General features: G+C 65.0%; 8 protein-coding genes. 1 reads left to right on the top strand and 7 read right to left on the bottom strand.

The window, feature by feature from the left end; all coding sequences use genetic code 11:
- Nucleotides 1-22: 22 nt before the first annotated feature.
- The 6 genes from AC1Q7F_RS12545 to AC1Q7F_RS12520 all read right to left on the bottom strand — a co-directional run bounded on the left by AC1Q7F_RS12545 (nucleotide 23) and on the right by AC1Q7F_RS12520 (nucleotide 15,465).
- The gene (locus tag AC1Q7F_RS12545; protein WP_492507240.1) at nucleotides 23-5,836 is read right to left on the bottom strand and encodes a beta strand repeat-containing protein; all 5,814 of its coding nucleotides are present in this window, start codon (nucleotides 5,834-5,836) and stop codon (nucleotides 23-25) included.
- Nucleotides 5,837-6,424: 588 nt separating this feature from the next.
- Nucleotides 6,425-7,393 carry a glycosyltransferase family 2 protein gene (locus AC1Q7F_RS12540; protein WP_492507238.1) on the bottom strand — a complete coding sequence of 323 codons (969 nt, stop codon included), beginning with the start codon at nucleotides 7,391-7,393 and terminating at the stop codon, nucleotides 6,425-6,427.
- Entirely contained in the window at nucleotides 7,393-8,853 is a 1,461-nt protein-coding gene (locus AC1Q7F_RS12535; RefSeq protein WP_492507236.1) for a flippase, read from the bottom strand. Before AC1Q7F_RS12535 ends, AC1Q7F_RS12540 begins: the two co-directional genes overlap by 1 nt.
- A gap of 40 nt (nucleotides 8,854-8,893) precedes the next feature.
- The gene (locus tag AC1Q7F_RS12530; protein WP_492507234.1) at nucleotides 8,894-9,961 is read right to left on the bottom strand and encodes a class I SAM-dependent methyltransferase; all 1,068 of its coding nucleotides are present in this window, start codon (nucleotides 9,959-9,961) and stop codon (nucleotides 8,894-8,896) included.
- A 44-nt stretch (nucleotides 9,962-10,005) separates the two neighbouring features.
- Nucleotides 10,006-12,525 carry a YjbH domain-containing protein gene (locus tag AC1Q7F_RS12525; protein ID WP_492507232.1) on the bottom strand — a complete coding sequence of 840 codons (2,520 nt, stop codon included), beginning with the start codon at nucleotides 12,523-12,525 and terminating at the stop codon, nucleotides 10,006-10,008.
- Nucleotides 12,526-12,540: 15 nt separating this feature from the next.
- Complete coding sequence (locus AC1Q7F_RS12520) at nucleotides 12,541-15,465, bottom strand: SLBB domain-containing protein (RefSeq protein WP_492507230.1); 2,925 nt, start codon at nucleotides 15,463-15,465, stop codon at nucleotides 12,541-12,543.
- Nucleotides 15,466-15,658: 193 nt separating this feature from the next.
- Between AC1Q7F_RS12520 and AC1Q7F_RS12515 the strand changes: the two genes are divergently transcribed.
- On the top strand, nucleotides 15,659-16,177 hold the full coding sequence (locus AC1Q7F_RS12515; RefSeq protein WP_492507228.1) for a YjbF family lipoprotein: 519 nt from the start codon (nucleotides 15,659-15,661) through the stop codon (nucleotides 16,175-16,177).
- Nucleotides 16,178-16,326: 149 nt separating this feature from the next.
- Here the strand turns inward: AC1Q7F_RS12515 and AC1Q7F_RS12510 are convergent, their stop codons facing one another.
- Complete coding sequence (locus AC1Q7F_RS12510; RefSeq protein WP_492507227.1) at nucleotides 16,327-16,644, bottom strand: hypothetical protein; 318 nt, start codon at nucleotides 16,642-16,644, stop codon at nucleotides 16,327-16,329.
- Nucleotides 16,645-16,998 lie beyond the last annotated feature (354 nt).

Raw genomic sequence — 16,998 nt, 5'->3', positions numbered from 1 at the left:
TACCTTTGTGAACGCTTCAGCCTTAGAGGCCGAAATTCGCGGTCGCGAAGGTATTGATGTTGTCGCCCGTCACCAGATTGATCGTACCGATCAAACGGATGTCGTTAGCAGAAACATCAGCCGCGTTGCTGTCCAGATCCCGATCAACCAGGTACACGTTGATCGCGGTGGAAGTGTTGGTCGCAGCGGCGAACACGATGAACGGATCGTTGTTACCGACAAAGATGTCGGTGTTCGAACCCGACGTCACCGTGAAGTCGGTGTTGGCCAGGGTCAACGAACCGTACGTGAGAACCACGCCATTGGAACCAACCGCAAGGTCGGCCGCAGTGGTGGCACCCAGATCATAGGCTGCACCGGTGGTTGCGATGGTCGTGCCAACCACGATGTCGGCGAAGTTCAACACATCGGAACTAGCGCCAGCGTCGAAGTTGTTGATCACCAAGCCCGTGATGCCAGAGGCAGAGAAGCCGGTACCGAACACGACCGTATCAGCACCACCGGCGGTGGTCAGATCGATCACATCGGCGCCCGTTCCCCAGCTGGTGAAGGTAACCGTCGTACCGGTACCCGTACCAGCGCCGAGCAGAACAACGTCGCTGCCGGTGTTGCTCAGGGCAACAGTGTTGACACCAGCGTCACCCGTCACCGACTCGATGCCGCTGATGGTGGCCGTCAGGGCGCCAGCGCCGCTGAAGGTCAACGTATCGGCGGTACCGGCGGTATCGGTCACCGTGACCGAACCGGTGGTGCCGGACAGCGTCAGGACGTCGCTGCCCGAACCCAGGCTGATGACGCCCGATCCCGAGGAAGCGGTATAGACGACAGTGTCAGCACCCGTCGTACCATTCACAGTGAAGGTACCCGAAGCGTGCGCAACGACGCTGATCGTGCCGGCATTGCCGGAACCGATCGTGATCGTATTGCCACCCGAGGCGCCGCTGACCGTCAGGCCACCGGCAACATCGATAACCGTAATGGTCTCGCCGGACGTACCCAGCGTGATCACATCGGCACCCGACGAACCGTTCACCGTCTCGACGCCGTTCAGCGTCGCGGTGTTGGCACCGCTGGCAGCGAAGGTAATCGTGTCGTTACCCGCGCCACCCGACACAGTCGTCGCAGAGGTCACGGCAGAGAAGGTGATCGTGTCGGCACCAGTAGCGCCAATAACGCTCAGCCCCGCAGTGTCGCTGATCGAGATCGCCTGGGTACCGGACAGGTAGACCGTACCCGTCGCGGTGTCGCCAGTGTAGGTTTCAACACCTGACAGGGTCAGGTGCCCCGTCCCACTCTGCGTAACCGTGTCGGACGCCGTGCCGCCGATGACAGTGACAGCCGTGGTCCCGGCACCGCCGGTACCGGTGGTGCTGGTGCCCGTGAACAGATAATCCAGAGCCACCGTGTTGGCAGCGATTCCGGTCGTGCCCGACAGGGTCAGGTACAGATCATTACCCTGGAGCAGGCCGTTGCCATCCACATCGATGACCAGCTGGTTCAGGTCGGAGACATAGACATACTGAGCGGTGTTGGTGCCGGACTGACCGGTCAGCAGCGACAGGGCGTTGGCGTAGGACGTAGCCGAACCCTTGTAGGTAGCATCGATCGAGCCCGTACCGGTCAGCGACAGCTTGACCACATCACCCGACGCGAAGTCGGTGATGGTGTCGGCACCGGTGCTGCTGGAGGAGCCGGAGGTGATGAAGAACGTATCATTGCCCGAACCACCCGTCAGCGTATCGGCGCCGGAGCCACCGATCAGGATGTCGTTACCGGCGGCGCCGTCGATGACGTCGTTGCCTGCACCACCATTGACGCTGTCATTACCTGCACCGGCGACGATGCTATCGGCGGCGGAACCGCCGTTGATCGTGTCGGCAGCCGCGCCACCCGTCACCGTCACGGCACCCGTGCCGTCATTGGTGAAGGTGAAGGTCTCACCCGTGCCGTTCAGGGCCGAGGCATTGACCGTGACCGCCGTACCGCCGTTAAAGCCACTGTTCAGCGTCAGGGTGACGGCACCGCTGCTCCCGGTGTTGGACAGGCCGTCAGTGACGGTGATCACCTCGATACCGGAGACGGCGGAACCCAGGGTAGCGGTGAAGGCAGCACCAACACCGGTGCCCGAACCGTTGACCAGATAGATGGTATCGGTGCCGGAGCCGCCGACCAGCGTGTCGGCTGCCGTCAGACTGGCGGTGTCGAAGGTGAAGCTGTCATTGCCCGCACCACCGGTCAGCGAAACATTGCCTGCATTGCTGCCGACGGCGAACGCGATGCCGGAGCTGTAGCCACCGGCATTGACCACGGTGTTGACCGCACCCGTGGTCAGGGCGACGGTTACGATACCGGCGGCCAGAGCGCGAGTGTCCAGGGTCACGGCACCCGTGCCGGTACCCAGGGACAGGGTTTCGACATTGGAGACATTCAGGAACGCCAGATCGCCGAGGCCACCCGTGCCCTGCTCGATCGACAGCGTGTCGGTGCCCGACCCGCCATTGACCGTGTCATTGCCGTCGAAGCCCGTGCTGAACACCAGCGTGTCGTTGCCGTCGCCGCCATTCAGGACATCGAAGTTGTTGCCGGTGCCGGTGCCGGTGTTGACACCAGCGACCAGATGATCAGCGCCAGCGCCACCGTTCAGCACGTCATTGCCGGAGCTGCCAGTGATGCTGTCATTGGCCGCGCCACCGGTCACCGTCACGGTGAAGGAAGACGCGGAACCGTCGAAGGTGAAGGTCTCATCCAGACCCGACGAACCGCTGTCCAGCGAGGACGCGTCAACGGTAACGGCTTTGCCGTAAGAGGACGCCAGGACCAGCGAGACATCCTTGCCGGCGCCGGTGGCGCCGGTGCCCGTACCATCGCCGGCATCAACGATGTTGATGACTTCGATATTGCTAGCGGCGTTCAGGGTGACGACAGTGGCCGTGCCGCCGGACGCACCGGTGGAGCCGCCCGTCAGGTTCAGCGTGTCGGTGCCCGTACCGCCGGAAATCACCAGACCGGTGGTCGTGGTATAGGCCACGTCGGTAACATTGACCGTCAGGACGACATTGGCGCTGTTCACGACGCTGTCACCGGCACCCAGCGTCACAGTGGTGGCACCGGTATAGCCGGAGGCCAGGGTCAGGACGCCGGCGGTGGAAGCCAGGCTCAGGTCGAAGCTGGTGAACTGGATCGGCGCGTTCAGGGTGGCGTCGCCGGAGAACACCAGGTTCTCGACGTTGGTCACGCCGGTCAGCATGGCCGAAGTCACCGTGCCACTGGCCAGGACCAGCGTATCCGTGCCGTCGCCGCCATCAATGACGTCGCCGGAGGTCAGCGCGCCCGACAAGTTGAACGTGTCGTTGCCCGCACCGCCCGACAGGACGTCGTTGCCGCCAGAGGAAGCGTCGATCGAGTCATTGCCAGCACCACCGAACACGGTGTCGTTGCCAGCACCGACGATGATGGTGTCGGCCGCAGCGCCACCCGTCACGCTGAACTTGCCGTCGGCCTCCGCACCACCGCTCAGGGTCAGGGCAGTGCCGGTCCCCAGGGCGGAAGCGTCAACCGTCAGCGTACCGCCGGAGGCGATGTTCGCATTATTGGTGGTCAGGGTCAGACCCGTGGCGCCGCCCGTGGCGCCAACGGTGATCTTGTCGATACCGGTGATGGTGGCGGCCAGCGTGGAGGCAATGGTGCCCGTGCCGGAAGCCGTCAGCGACAGGACGTCGCTGGTCTGGCCCGTGCCCGTGCCGGCGGTGATCGTCGTGCCGGTCAGACCCAGATTGTCGCTCAACACCGCCGAAACCGTCAGGCTGGCGGAACCGCTGGCGGCGACAGTGATGCTGTCGGCACCGGTGGTGCTGGTCAGAGCGACGATCAGACCACCGGTATAGCCGGTGCCGACCGACAGGCTGATATCGCCGGCGCTGGCTTCGATGACGGTGCCGATGCCGGCGGCCAGGGCCTTGGCATCCAAGGTCACAGCGCTGGTCCCGGTCAGGTTCAGCACTTCGACCGAGGACACGTTGCCGAACAGCGCATCGCCGACGACGGCAGCGGCGTTGATCTTCAGCGTGTCGTTACCGGCGCCGCCGACGATGACGTCGTTCTGGGCAGCGCCCGTCCCGGTCACCAGCGTGGCATCGAAACCGGTGCCGAAATCGAACGTGTCATTGCCAGCGCCACCGGTCACGGTGACCTTGCCGGTGCCGATACCGGACAGCGACAGGGCCGCGGTCAGGCCGGAGGCATTGACCGCGGTGACGACGCTGGTGGTACCACCCAGATTGATGGTCGCGGCCTGCGAACCCGAGACATTGACGGTCTTGGTGCCAGCGGCGAAATCAGTACCCAGGGTCAGGTAATTGGCCGCACCGGCGCTGGTCACGTTCAGCGTCTCGATGCCATTGGCATCGATGACGGACGCGGTGCCGGAGGTGCCAACGCCATTCAGGGTCAGCGACAGGGCATCGCCAGTACCGGAGGTGGTCGCGGTGGCGAAGCCCAGATCGACATCGCCCACGCCCTTGACGTCAAGAGCGACGATCGTGCCGACATTCGTGAAATTCAGGTCGGAGCCAGCGGTCACCGAGGAGGTGACGCTGATGCTGCTCAGCGCGCTGTCGGTCAGCGACAGATCGAACGTGGCAACGCCCGCATGGGACGAGGCAATGCTGATCTTCTCGACCCCGATCAGGGTTGGGGTGACGCTGCCGGTGCCGGAGCTACCGGCGACGGAGATGGACAGCGTATCCGTACCAGCAGCACCAACCAGGCTGTCGCCAGCGGTCAGCGTCGTGGTCGCCGTGTCCGTGGCGGAAGCACCCAGGTTGAACGCGCCGATGAAGGTGTCGTTGGCGGTGTCACCGATGAAGCCCGTGCCGGCATCGGCAGAGGTGGTCAGGGTGATCGTCTTCGGGGTCACCGGGGCGGCGGCGTCGATGATGCCGATGACGTCAGAGGTCTTGATGACGTTCAGCGAAGCGTCGAACAGGGTGACCTTGAAGCCTTCCAGGCCTTCCGACACGCCGTCAGCCGACGGGGTGACGGTGAAGGTGCCGGTGGTGGAGCCGGCCGAGATGGTCACGGTGCCGGTGACGGAACCGAAATCAGTGGCCGACGCCGCGTTCAGGGCACCATTCTTGGTGTCGCCCGTCACGTTGAACGTGTAGGTCGTGTCGGTCGTCAGCGGAATGGACAGCGTGACCGTGAAGGTCGCGCCATTGCCTTCCGTGACCGTGCTGGCGCCGGCGGCGATCGTCACCGTCGGGTTCGGGGCCGGAACGGTACGGCCTTCGCTGATGCCGAAGTTCAGGTAGTGGAACCAGCCGGCCTTGGCGATGTTCGCGCTGGTATAGCCGTTGATGTTGCCACCGGCATCCAGCAGCGCCTTCAGATCGGCATTGGCATTGATATAGGCGACCGGATCGAAGCCAGCCTTGGTGATACGGCCTTCATAGATGCCGCTGCGCAGGAAATGCTGCTCCAGGGCCAGACGGTCGGTGATCCCGGCTTCAGCCAGATCCGGGTTCTGCGCCGCATAGATGTCGGCGTTGAACACGGTGGCGCTCAGGAACACGCGCTGCTCGGCATAGCCATAGGTCGTGAAGTGGCGGATGTAGTCGGCATCGGTGACGAAGCCGGCATCAGCGTTCAGATCGCCGTTATTGTCCTTGTAGGTCTGCAGGTCGAAGAAAGCAGACGAAGGACGGCCCTCGGACTGACCGTAGGCCTGCCAGTGCGCCAGACCGGTGGCGAAAACGCCGGAAGTAACAGCGGCGGCGACATCCGGGTTCTGAGCCAGATAGTAGGCTTCGTTGAACACGACAATGGAGGGACTAGCCATCTAAGTATCTCCGTAGGAAAGTCTTGGTCGCGCTTAACCGTGTTGGAAACCGTTATTGGAAACTGGCGTGCGGCGAGCCAAAGGGCCTATTTGCAGACGGATTCGCCCGCAAAAGATAGGATAAAACGTTGGCATCCGCCGTGAACAGGGCGGCACGCACTGGCAAAAAGCTGACAGAAGACATTTTGCTCGGCCACACCATGCTCCAAAAACGCTCCTCACACGTTATGCGTCGTTAGGTTCTTTATGCGAGGTACATTCTTGATGCAAGCGGCAAATGCACTGCGAAACCGCCAGGAATGAGGTTTTGTATAGCAACTCTTTAACATGAGGTCGCTGATAGGCGGCGACGCTTGAAGAAGTCTCCATAAGTCATTGATAAAAATACATAAATCAAGCACACCCGCGACTGGTGCATTTCTGCCACATAGCAGGTAGAAGTGTTGATGAACACATCCGGGGTCGGATTTATGGCCGGTAGTGGCACCGCTATCGGTTGCCCCGCATCAAAATCACTGCGACGCGGGAAAGTCGGAGTCCGATTCCCCCGCGAAAGGGCGGCAGGCTGATTCTCCGCGTCGGACCATTTCACATGCGGGCCAGGAAAGCCAGTGTTTGGACGCGGGACTCCAGGTGGAATCCGTACCGGATCGCCGTCCATCGGCGCCCCAGAGGACCCTGCCGGCGCAAGCCGGCAAAGGCGGCCAGCACGGCGCGACGATCCGCCGGCAGCTGCGCGCCATGGCGAGTCTCGAAGGCGGCAGCCTGGACATAGAGCCGGTCCAGCCAGGCCCTGTAGGCCTTGATATTGGCGGCGACGGCGGAGAGGCGCCGCAGACCGGGAAGCGCGTCCAGCACCGTGTCCTGGCGGGCCCCGACAACGTTGCCACCATGCTGGCGATAGTCGATCAGGCATTCCGGCATGACCTTGACCACGCCCATGCCGGCACAGATCAGCGCCAGCCACCAATCATGCATCTCCGCCTCGGCCGGCGGGGTTCCGCAAGTATCAAGCGCCGCCCGGTTCACCCCCATGGCGCAACCGGTGACGACATTGTTCAACAGCAGCCGGTCGAACCGCGCCCCGGCAACCGCGTCAAGGCGCTGGAAAGCACGGAAGCTGGGATGCAGCAGCGTGCCCGCCGCATCGACCAGCGCCAGATCGCAGAAGGCCATGACCGGCCGGTCGGGCCCGCCGGCCTCCACCTCTCCCGCGCGCAGGGCCGCGAGGGTGGTGGCCACCTTGGCCGGTCGCCAGCGATCATCCTGGTCCGCGAACAGCACATAGTCGGCGCCCGATGCCGCCATCAGCCGAGCGAAATTGCCCGCGGCACTGCCGGTCGGCTGGTCGGCCGGGAGCAGGGTGACCCGGTCGGGCCGGCGGGCAGCCCAGTCGGCCAACAGGCTGCGCGTACCGTCCGAGGAGCCGTCGTCACGGACCAGCACGCGGAATTCCGCCCCCTCCTGCGCGTCCAGCGAGGCCAGCATCTCGGGCAGGTAGCGCGCGCCATTGTAGGTGGCCAACAGGATGTCGATGCTGGGCGCCATGATGCTCATCATCCCTCCCGACGGCGCCAGCGCCGCCACAGCGCGACGACAGCCGCGCGCATCGCCTCGTCAACAGCAAACCCCACCATGACGACAAACACCGCCGCCACCATCCCCGCCGCCAGGGCGGGCAACAATGCCGGCGACCAGCAGGTAACCGCGAACTGCGCCAGCAGCACCAGCAGGCCCGCCGGCAGCAGGGTCCAGAGCCGGCGCCAGCGCAGGCCCGACAGGTGGAACATCAACAGCGCATCCACGCCCACGCGCAGAGTCCAGGCCGCTGCCGCCCCGGGCAGGCCGAACCGGTCGATCAGCAGCCAGAGCACCCCGATGAAGGGCACCAGCTCCAGCACATGCATCTTGGCCGCCAGATCGGGCCGCCCCTGCCCCTGCAACAGCGACAAGGCCACGAAGGCCAGGCCGTTGATCCAGGCGCCGGTCAGCAGGATATGGGCCACGGGCGTGGCCACCTGCCCGAATGCCGGCGAGATCCACAGCGCCAGAAACGGTTCCACAAGGAAAAGTGCCCCCACGCAGGCCGCCCCGAACAGATAGGCCAGACCACGGATCGACCGTTCGGCCAGGTCGACCGCCTCTTCCTTGCCGTAGCGCGACAAGCGTGGAAAGGCGGCGCGCGACAGGGCAGCAGCCAAGATCTGCACCCGCGTGGTCAGGTTCATCGGCACGGAATAATGCGAGACGGCGGCCGGGCCCAGCTTCGATCCGATGATGAACTGGTCCAGCGAGGTCAGGATGGGCCCGACAATGTTGGTGACAGAAACCCAGGCGCCATATCTGAACAAGGCGCGTCCCCGGCCCCGGTCATACCGGGTCAGACGCAGCCGGTCGACGCGCGACAAGTACCAGAAGACCTGCATCGTGGTCAGCAGGCGGATCATGAAGGCCGCCGGGATCACCCATTCCAGCGAGGGGGAGATGAACACGGCGCACAGCGCCGGCACCACCTGCCCCGCCGCCGATCCGGTCATCTGCAAAAGGTTGACGGCTAGGAAACGCTCCCGCGATTCCAAGGCGCCGAACCCCACACCCGATGCCAGCGCCAGCGGCAGCATGGCGGCCACCCAGGGCATGCCACCGGCCAGTTCCGTCCAGAGATCAGGCGACAGGTTGAACTGTGTACGAAACAGATAGCTGCCCGCGAAATAGATCAGCGCGCCCCCCCCGACGCCCAGCCCCAGATTAAGGTAGAGCGAGGAGGAGAAGACCCGCGAGCGCTCGGCATCCGGCGCATCGCGCAGCTTGGCCAGGGCATTGGCCGAGGCGCGCGACAGGCCCATGTCCAGGAAGCCGAAATAACCCAGCAGCAGCCAGACGATGGACAGAACCCCATACCGCTCCTCCCCGATATGATGGATATAGATCGGGATGGTCGCCAGGGCCACGATGACAGGCGTGGCCATGCCAATGACGGTATAGGCGAAATTCTTCTTCAGACCCGGATCGGTCAAAGCAGCGCACTCCAGCCGGCACCCTGTGGCGCCGGTATGTTCAGGCCGGCTTCCAGGCCGTGATGGTCAGCGCTTCGGACAGGCGGGAATCCTGTGCGGCGGCGTCATCGGCCGCGGCGGCGCTGGCGGCCCATTCCGACGACCAGCCAGGCGTTTCACCGGGCTGGTAGGGATCGGCCCCCACCTGCTGCGCCCGGCTCTGCCGGTAATAGAATTCCGCCTGTGGCACGGCGTCGTGCAGTTCCACCCGTTCGAACCCCAATTGCCCCAACAGGGTCATCAACCCCGCTGGCTCGAACAGGGTCAGGTGGCGCGGAGGCTCCAGCCCACGCCACGCGGACCCGAATTGCTTCAGGCCCAGAGCCGACAAGTTGGGTTGGGTGACCCACAGGCAGCCGCCGGGTTTCAGAAGGCCGAACAGCTCCTGCAAGGTCCCCACGGGGTCATGCACATGCTCCAGCACATGGCTGAGGGTGATATAGTCGATGCTTTCCGGCGCCAGCCCCGTACCCGGCAGGGACCCCTGACGTATATCCAGCCCGGCCGCCTTGCCGCGGGACACGGCTTCTGCGTCGAAATCCAGGCCCATGGCCTGATAGCCCAACTGCCCCGCCATGCGCAGGAAATCGCCACTGCCGCAACCCGCATCCAGCAGCACGCGATGCTGCCCCTTGGCCGGCGGCAGGTGGCGGATCAGCTGTTCCACCCGGCGCTGCCGGTCCGGAAACAGCCCGGCTAGCAGCCAGCCCAGCGGCAGCGCCCAAGGCAGCTTCACGCCATAGCGACGGTTCAGCCAGGCATTGCGGATGCCGGTGATGAAGCGCGTGCGCAAATCCAGCGGTCCCGGCGGATCCAGACGGAAGGCATCGCTCACCCCATGCGTGTAATAACGCTCATAGGCCTTGACGATGAAGGCGGCGGCCGGCCGCGGATCAAGGTACGCCGCCGTGCAGCCGCGGCAGCGCCACAGCGTCCAGCGGCCCGGCGCCACACGGAAGGCCATGTCATGCAGCCCCTCCAGCAGCACCGCACGTTCGGTCGAACCGCAGACGGGGCAGGCGCCCAGCGTCTCCAGTTCGCTTTCCGGCCAGGGTTGGTCAAAGATCATCGACAACGCTTTCAACTTCGGATCAGGGTGCCTATGGGCAACCATCAATCCATCAACATGTTCCAGTCACGGCGCAGCGCCGAGCCGTCCGCCGTCCCCACCTGCCCGATCAGCGGCCGGCGGTTGTTCAGCGTCTGGCCGCCATCGCGGGTCAACGGGCGCCACAGCCAGCCCAGGCTGCCGCGCGTGGATTTCACATAGAGATTGTCCAGCGGGAAAATGAAATAAATGCCCTTGTCGAATCTTCCTTCACCGAACTGCTTTGCCGACACGTCGGTGAAGGTGGCGAAGGCGCCCACGGTGATGCCGCTGTCGAAGGTGCGCGACAGTTCGAACGTCGCCCCCTTGTCGCCGGCCAGATAACGGCCGACCTTGAGGCGCGCATCCACGCCCATCGGCTCATAATGATAATAACCGGTCAGGTGACCGGTCACGACATCATAGGGCCGGAACTTGAACCACTGATCGTAGTCGCGCTGCTTGGCCCAGGCCACATCCAGGCCGATGGCCCATTCCTTGCCGAAAGGCTTATAGAGCACTTCGCCGCCGACACCGCCGAACATCTCTTCCAGATACCCGCCATACAGGCGGGCATAGGTGTCGGTGGCCACCTGCTTGGTATAGTCGGCCTGCAGGTAGGTCATCGCGGTCGTGCCCTCCTGCAGGTAGTTCTTGATGTCGGATCGGACATGCGGCAGCAGGCTGTCCGAGGGGATGCGCATCTTGTCGAAATTGTTCGACACGTTGATGCCCAGGCCGCCGGCCAGGTTCAGGCCGGGCGTGATCACCATGGTACCGTTCAGACGCACCCAGGCCTGATAGAGAATGAAGCTTTCCGGCCGGCCCAGGGTCTGGCGCAGTGCCGGCCGGATGTTCCAGCCGAAACCAGGATATTCCGCCTTCTCCGGGTTGCTGGCGTCCTCCGCCTTCGCCTCCGGCCGCTCGATGCGGGTGCGCAGCCAGGCCTCCTCGATGGAGCCGCCATAGGGCGACAGGGCCCGCTCCAGGTCCGCCCGATAGAGGGTGGCGGACAGCATCTCCATGCCATTATCCATGAAGATGATCTCAAGTTCCTGATACTCCGGCGGCAGCACGGCGGCGGCGGTGCGTGCGGCGCGGCCGATGGCCTTGGGCACCTGACGGTAGCGGCCATTGGTCAGGAACAGGGTTGCCTTGGGCGATTTGTAATTGACGGCTGTCAGGTAGAAGCCCTGCTTTTGCAGCTGGCTGGCCAGGTCCTTGCGCACATCCTCAGCGGGGGCCTGGCCGGTGACGGCCGGTGCGACCGGCACCGCGGGAGCGGGAGCTGTCGCGGCGCGCAGGCCGGTGCCGGAGCGCAGGCTTTCCGCCTCAAAGCTGGTAACCATCCAGGGCAGGTTGTACTCCACCCGCGTCACCTGGATGCGGCCATTGAAATCCGGCGCCAGTTCCGCTGCGCGGCGCGCCAGATCATAGGCCATGGCCGTACCGTCGCGAAGCGGCGTGCCCGACACGGTAATGTGGATTTCGCCCCCCATGCGGGTGAAATGCTGCAGGGCCACGCCGTCCAGCGCCGCCTGCCGGCCCAGGCCGGTGCGGACATCATCCGTCGGCCCGGGCGCGGGGCCCACGGCCGCGGGCGGTGCCAAGGCCACGGCCGGCGCCAGCGTGGCGCTGGGAACCAGCGGCGGCGGCGGGGCATCGATCTTGCCCGGCCCCTTGGCCTTATGGAAATTCGTGGTGGTGGCGAAACGCAACATCAGCCGCTCGCCCCGCTCAAATGCGGCCCCCACCTGCAGCCAGTCCCAGGGCTTGTAGTCGAAACCGACATTGACCGGCACGGACTGTTTCAGATTATTGTCCAGCGGTTCCTGCTGGTAATCATTGGGGTCGTATTCCAGCTTGAGCCGCAGCCCTTCCAGGGGCGTCTGCCAGGAAACGCCGCCGAACATGGCCACGTCGCCGCGGAAGAAATCGGTGGAAAGCGCACCGCCGCCGGAGGTGAATCCCTCGCCGCGTCGCTTGAACTTGCTGGAGATGAAGCCCAGCGGATTGCCGAAATGGCTCCGGGTGCCCATGTTGCCCCAACCCATGCCCAGCGAGACGTCGAAATCGCCAAAGGTGCGGTCGGCCACGATATATTCGGCACCGAAAAGACCCGTGCCGGCAATGTCGCGCAGCCCGACCGCGATGTTGGGCCAGGTGGCGTCACCTTCCACCAGCCGCACCTTCACATCGATGCCGCGATCCTTGAACGACTGGAAGCCGGAGAAATCCTCCGGACCATAATAACGGTTGGCGACGCTGGTATAGCGCAGCGTCGCCTCCAGCCAGGGTAGACCCTGGACCGTGATGAAATAGCGCGAATAGGGCCAGACATAGGTGAAGCCGGCATAGGCCTGGCCATCCTCGGCCGCCCGCGCGATCGGCGTCTGGAACAGTCCCGTGCCGCCGAAATCATTCACCGATTCCGGCGGCCGCCAGGGCAGAAAGGGATTGTTGCTGTCCTGGGCCCCGGCCGGGGCCGCCGCCGCCAGAAGGGCGACGACGGCACTGGCCGTACGGGCAAAGCGGAGCTTCTTCACGATAAGGGGCCCGCCTCAGTTCCGGGAAATGACGGCCAGGGACGCCGCGGCCAGCGCCAGATCGCTGACCAGCCCAACGACCGTGCGGGTCACGCTCAGGAAGTTGAAGGGCTGGGGATCACGCGGCACGACGATGGTGGAACCGGGCGGAATCGGCACGCTGCCGTCGCTGAACCGGCCCAGGCTCAGCGGCTCGCTCTCGCCGTTGGGATAGATGACGAAGGCGTCCGACAGCTCCGCCGCCGCCGTCTCGCCACCGGCAAGGGTGACATAGTCGCGGGCTGTCTTGCCGCTCTTGAACATGACGGAGCTGGGGTTCAGCACCTCACCCGAAACGGTGACATGGGAGGGACGCTTGGGAATGATCAGCTCATCACCCGGCTCCAGCACAAAATCCATCTCCGGACGCGCGGCCAGGATGGTGGGGTCGACCTCCACCACAACACGACCCACGGCGCGTGTGCTCTTCAGGCTGGTGATCAGGCCCTGCAGGAAAGGCAGGGCCTGACGGGCCTGCTCGGCTTCCTGGCCCGAGGCGCCGGCCAGCACGCTGGGGATGGATTGTTCCAGTTCCAGCGCCGCGCGGCGGAACCCTGCCTCCTCCGCCTCGCGCACCCGCACGCGAGTGAAGACGGCCCCATAGGGGAAGGCCTCCGGCGTCAGGCCATCGACGCGGCGCAGCAGCTCCGACAGGCGCTCCCCGCGCTTGATATCATAGCGGCCGGGCCGCACCACCTCGCCCGCCACCTTGACCACACCGACCTCACGCATCGCCACGCGGGCACTGACACGCACCACGTCGCCGGGGTTCAGGGTGGACTGGGTCAGCTGGCGCAGGCTCATGTCGCTGGTGCGCTCACCCGACACGTTGGTCATCTCCACCGCGTCGCTATCGGCATCCAAGGTCACGCCGCCGACGGCGCGCATCACGCTGTCGGCCTTGGCCCCCGGCACCACGGGATAGACACCGGGGAACCGCACCTCACCCTCGATGGAGATGGCATATTCCAGCAGGAAGGGCAGCAGGTCGGGATGGCGGTGGAAAACCTTGGGGCAGGACCGGATATCGATCACCGGCGTGTCCCCCGATTTGCGCGACCCGGTGCGCAGCGACACGGCATAGCGCTGCTGCAGCCCTTCCGATGCCAGCGCCGCCAGGGTCTGCAGGCCGCCGCATTCGACGTCCGATTCCACCAGCCGCACGCCCGTGGGGCTCTGCGGGTCGGCATAGGTGCCGATCAGACGGCGGGGGCGGGCCGTATCATCGCCCTCACGACCTTCCGGAATATCGTCGCGGCCCGGCTGACCGGTATAGCGGTCAAGGTTCTGAGTGTCGTCGTAACCGGTGTCGGCGGGGGTACGGTCGCGCGCGCGCCCTTGCATCTGGGTGCGCGTGCCCGTCTCATCCCCGCCCAGGTTGACCGCGGCACCGGCCATGGCCAGCTTTTCGTTGGTGACGGTGCGGTCCACGGCCAGCTTCACGCTGGGCGGCTGTTCGCCGCGCAGTACGGCCTGCACGTCGGCCGAACCCAGATAGCGGATATCGGCCTGGGACAGCACGATCACCCGGTCACGCTCACGCAGGGTGACGTTCATCGACCCGTCCATGACGCGCTGGAGGTCGACCGGCACATAGCGGCGCTGGCGCGTGACAGGATCCTCGGTATCGATGACCGCCAGCGGCAGATAGGGGTTGGCGGCGAGAACATAAGGCTCGTTCAGCACGTCGCGCAGGGTCTTGCCCTGCCCCAGCCCGCGCCCACCCGGCCGCTCCGCCGCCCCTTCCAGGGCAAAGGCGTCGCGCGGCAATTCCACGGTCAGGATGTCGCCGGCCAGCACCCTGGTCTTGGCACCCGCGTCGCGGATGGTCTGGTTGCGGCCGGACTTATCCAGGCGCAGGATGTCGATGCGGTTGCCGCGCGCGCGTTGCGCGCCGCCGGCCAGTTCCACCACATCGGAGAGGGCCGGCTGGCCCGGCTTCAATTCATAGATGCCGGACCGGACCACATCGCCCTGCACGGCCACCGTGTCGCCGATGGCCGGCACTACGATCTGGTCGCCATCGGCCAGGCGCAGGTCGTTGACAGTGCGGCTGCCCAGCAGCACCTCATACAGATCGACGGGGATCGACTTGCCCCCCCGCAGGATGCGCAGATTGCGCAAGGAACCGGTTTTCTGGATGCCGTCAGCCTGGCTCAAGGCATCGATCAGGCTGGAAAAGCTGGTCAGCGTGTACCGGCCGGGCGCCTTCACCTCACCCGTCACCAGCACGCCGATGGAGCGTACGGCGCCGACGGACACGAAGACGCTGGTCTGCAGGAAGGCCGCATTGGCCTGGGCAGTCAGGTCGTCACGGAATTCGCCGAAGGGCCGGCCGGCGGCGGCCACGGGCGCCATGTTGGGCAGCACCACCCGCCCCTCGCGGTCGACCCGCACCGATGTGGTGCTGTTCACCTGCCCGCGCAGCGTCACCACCAGCTCGTCGCCAATGCCCAGGACATAATCCTCCGGCACCGCGCCATTAAGGAGGCTGGTGGCCGTCAGGCGGCGGTCGGCCCGCAGGTCGTAACCAAACTGTTCCAGCTTCCTGCCGCCCCGCTGGCTATATTGTTGTTCCAGCACGGAGGGCTTGCGGTACTGCTGATCATCCTGCCCGTTGGACGGATCCCGCACATCGAACTGCGACTGGCCCGGCGGCATGTTCAGCCATCCATCGACACCATTGCCGGCGCGGGCCCGGTCGAGGTTGCTGGGCGCCGACATCTGCCCGTCGCCACGCTGGCCATACTGGCTCTGCAGGCGCTGGAGATCCAGCGAACCCTCTGATAATTCGATGGTCTGGGCCGGGGCGGGCATCACGGCACTGACAAGCAGGGCGGCCCATGCTAGACCGAACCGCACGTGCCGTCCGCCGACGGCGCCCCTGAACACACGACGCATCGAGTTCTCCATGACTCTTCCCAAAAGCGTTTCCGGTAGCCCAACGGCACGGATCAGTCGCCGCAAGTGCCTGGGTCTTGTTGCCGCCATCATACCGGCCGGCGTCCTGGCAGCCTGTGGTGACCTGGGTAACACTGAATCTCCGTACTGGGCAACTGTGGCGGCAGTCGGCGGCATCGGCGGGCAAGCACCCATGACCCGCGCGCAGGCCGATGCCCTTCCCTATGCCTCGATCCTCGCCTGGCTGGAGGATAGCAGCCAAGCCTTCATGGTACTGGGCGAGGTTGGCGGAAATGGGGCGCTCTATTATTACAGCCAGACCCGCCAGGTGCTGGTGACGCGCGGCCCCTTCCTGGTGCAGACCGTCGGCCTGCCCGGCGATTTGTCCCACACCCGGCTTCCGGACGACCGGATTCCCGATCTGCGTGAACTGATCGGGGGTGAGTTCGTCCGCCATGTCGACATCCAGGCCGCCGGCCTGTTCGATGTCGAGGTTCGGGGGCGCTTCACCCTGGCGGGCACGCAAACCGTCACCATCCTGGAACGCCCCGTCACCCTGACCCACATCCGGGAAGAGGTGACAATGCGTGGCATGAAGCCCTTCACCAACGAGTATTGGATCGACCAGACCGGCTTCTGCTGGAAGTCGCGCCAGCACATTCATGACCGCACGGATGCGGTGAATATAGAGATCACCAAGCCGGCCGGCTGATCCGACCCGCATGAACCCTGCGGGATGGTTCCCGCGGGTTCCGTCCTTTTCGTCCGCCGGACGGACAAGCGAAAAGGACCTCCGGATCTCTCCGGAGGTCCAGCTCGATACCCCAAGTCCACAGCCTGCTGGTGCGAACCCCGACCGGGTCAGCGCGCCGACGACGTCGTGGTGCCGGTCGCGGGGGGCGTGGTCTGGGTGCCCGGGCCGGGGCCCGGACCGGGACCCGGCTGCTCTTCGTCACCACCACCAGAAGCGGCTGCCACGATGCCGGCAACGGCAACGGCGCCAACAACAGCAACAGTGCCCAGGGACCCCAGGGCGACGCCGGACGCGCCAGAACCCGCCGCGGAACCGGTCGCGGTCGGGGCCGCCGCCGGCTGGCTGGTGGTGTTCTGCGCATTGGCAACACCCGGAGCAGCACCCAGGGCGAGGGCAAGCGTCAGAGCCAGGAGTTCCTTTTTCATTGGTAAATTCCCCAGAGGTTGGACCGATGTGCCTTATACCACTTCTTTTTCGCGTTGCGAGAGGCTTCTTGCGCGACGGCCCGCCTAAAATAGCATCATGACCGTACACTTCAAGGATGCCGTCGCGGCGCCGCGACGTTAAAGAGCCGCCAGACCATCCTGCGATGGCAAGAATACATGTTGAATATCAATGGATTGCGCACCCGCCTCGGAAAAATGGCCGAGCGGGGGCCGACCATTTCGGATGTGTATCTATCACATGCGGCGTAATGCTGAATGGTGATGGTGCAGCACCGCAACGCCCACCGGGGAAAATGAAAGGCAGCCCCGTCTACAGTTTCGCGACAACAAAAC

This window comes from Niveispirillum sp. GW835-FHT14G11 (genome assembly GCF_058793615.1).
This window is presented reverse-complemented; position numbering and strand designations above follow the sequence as displayed.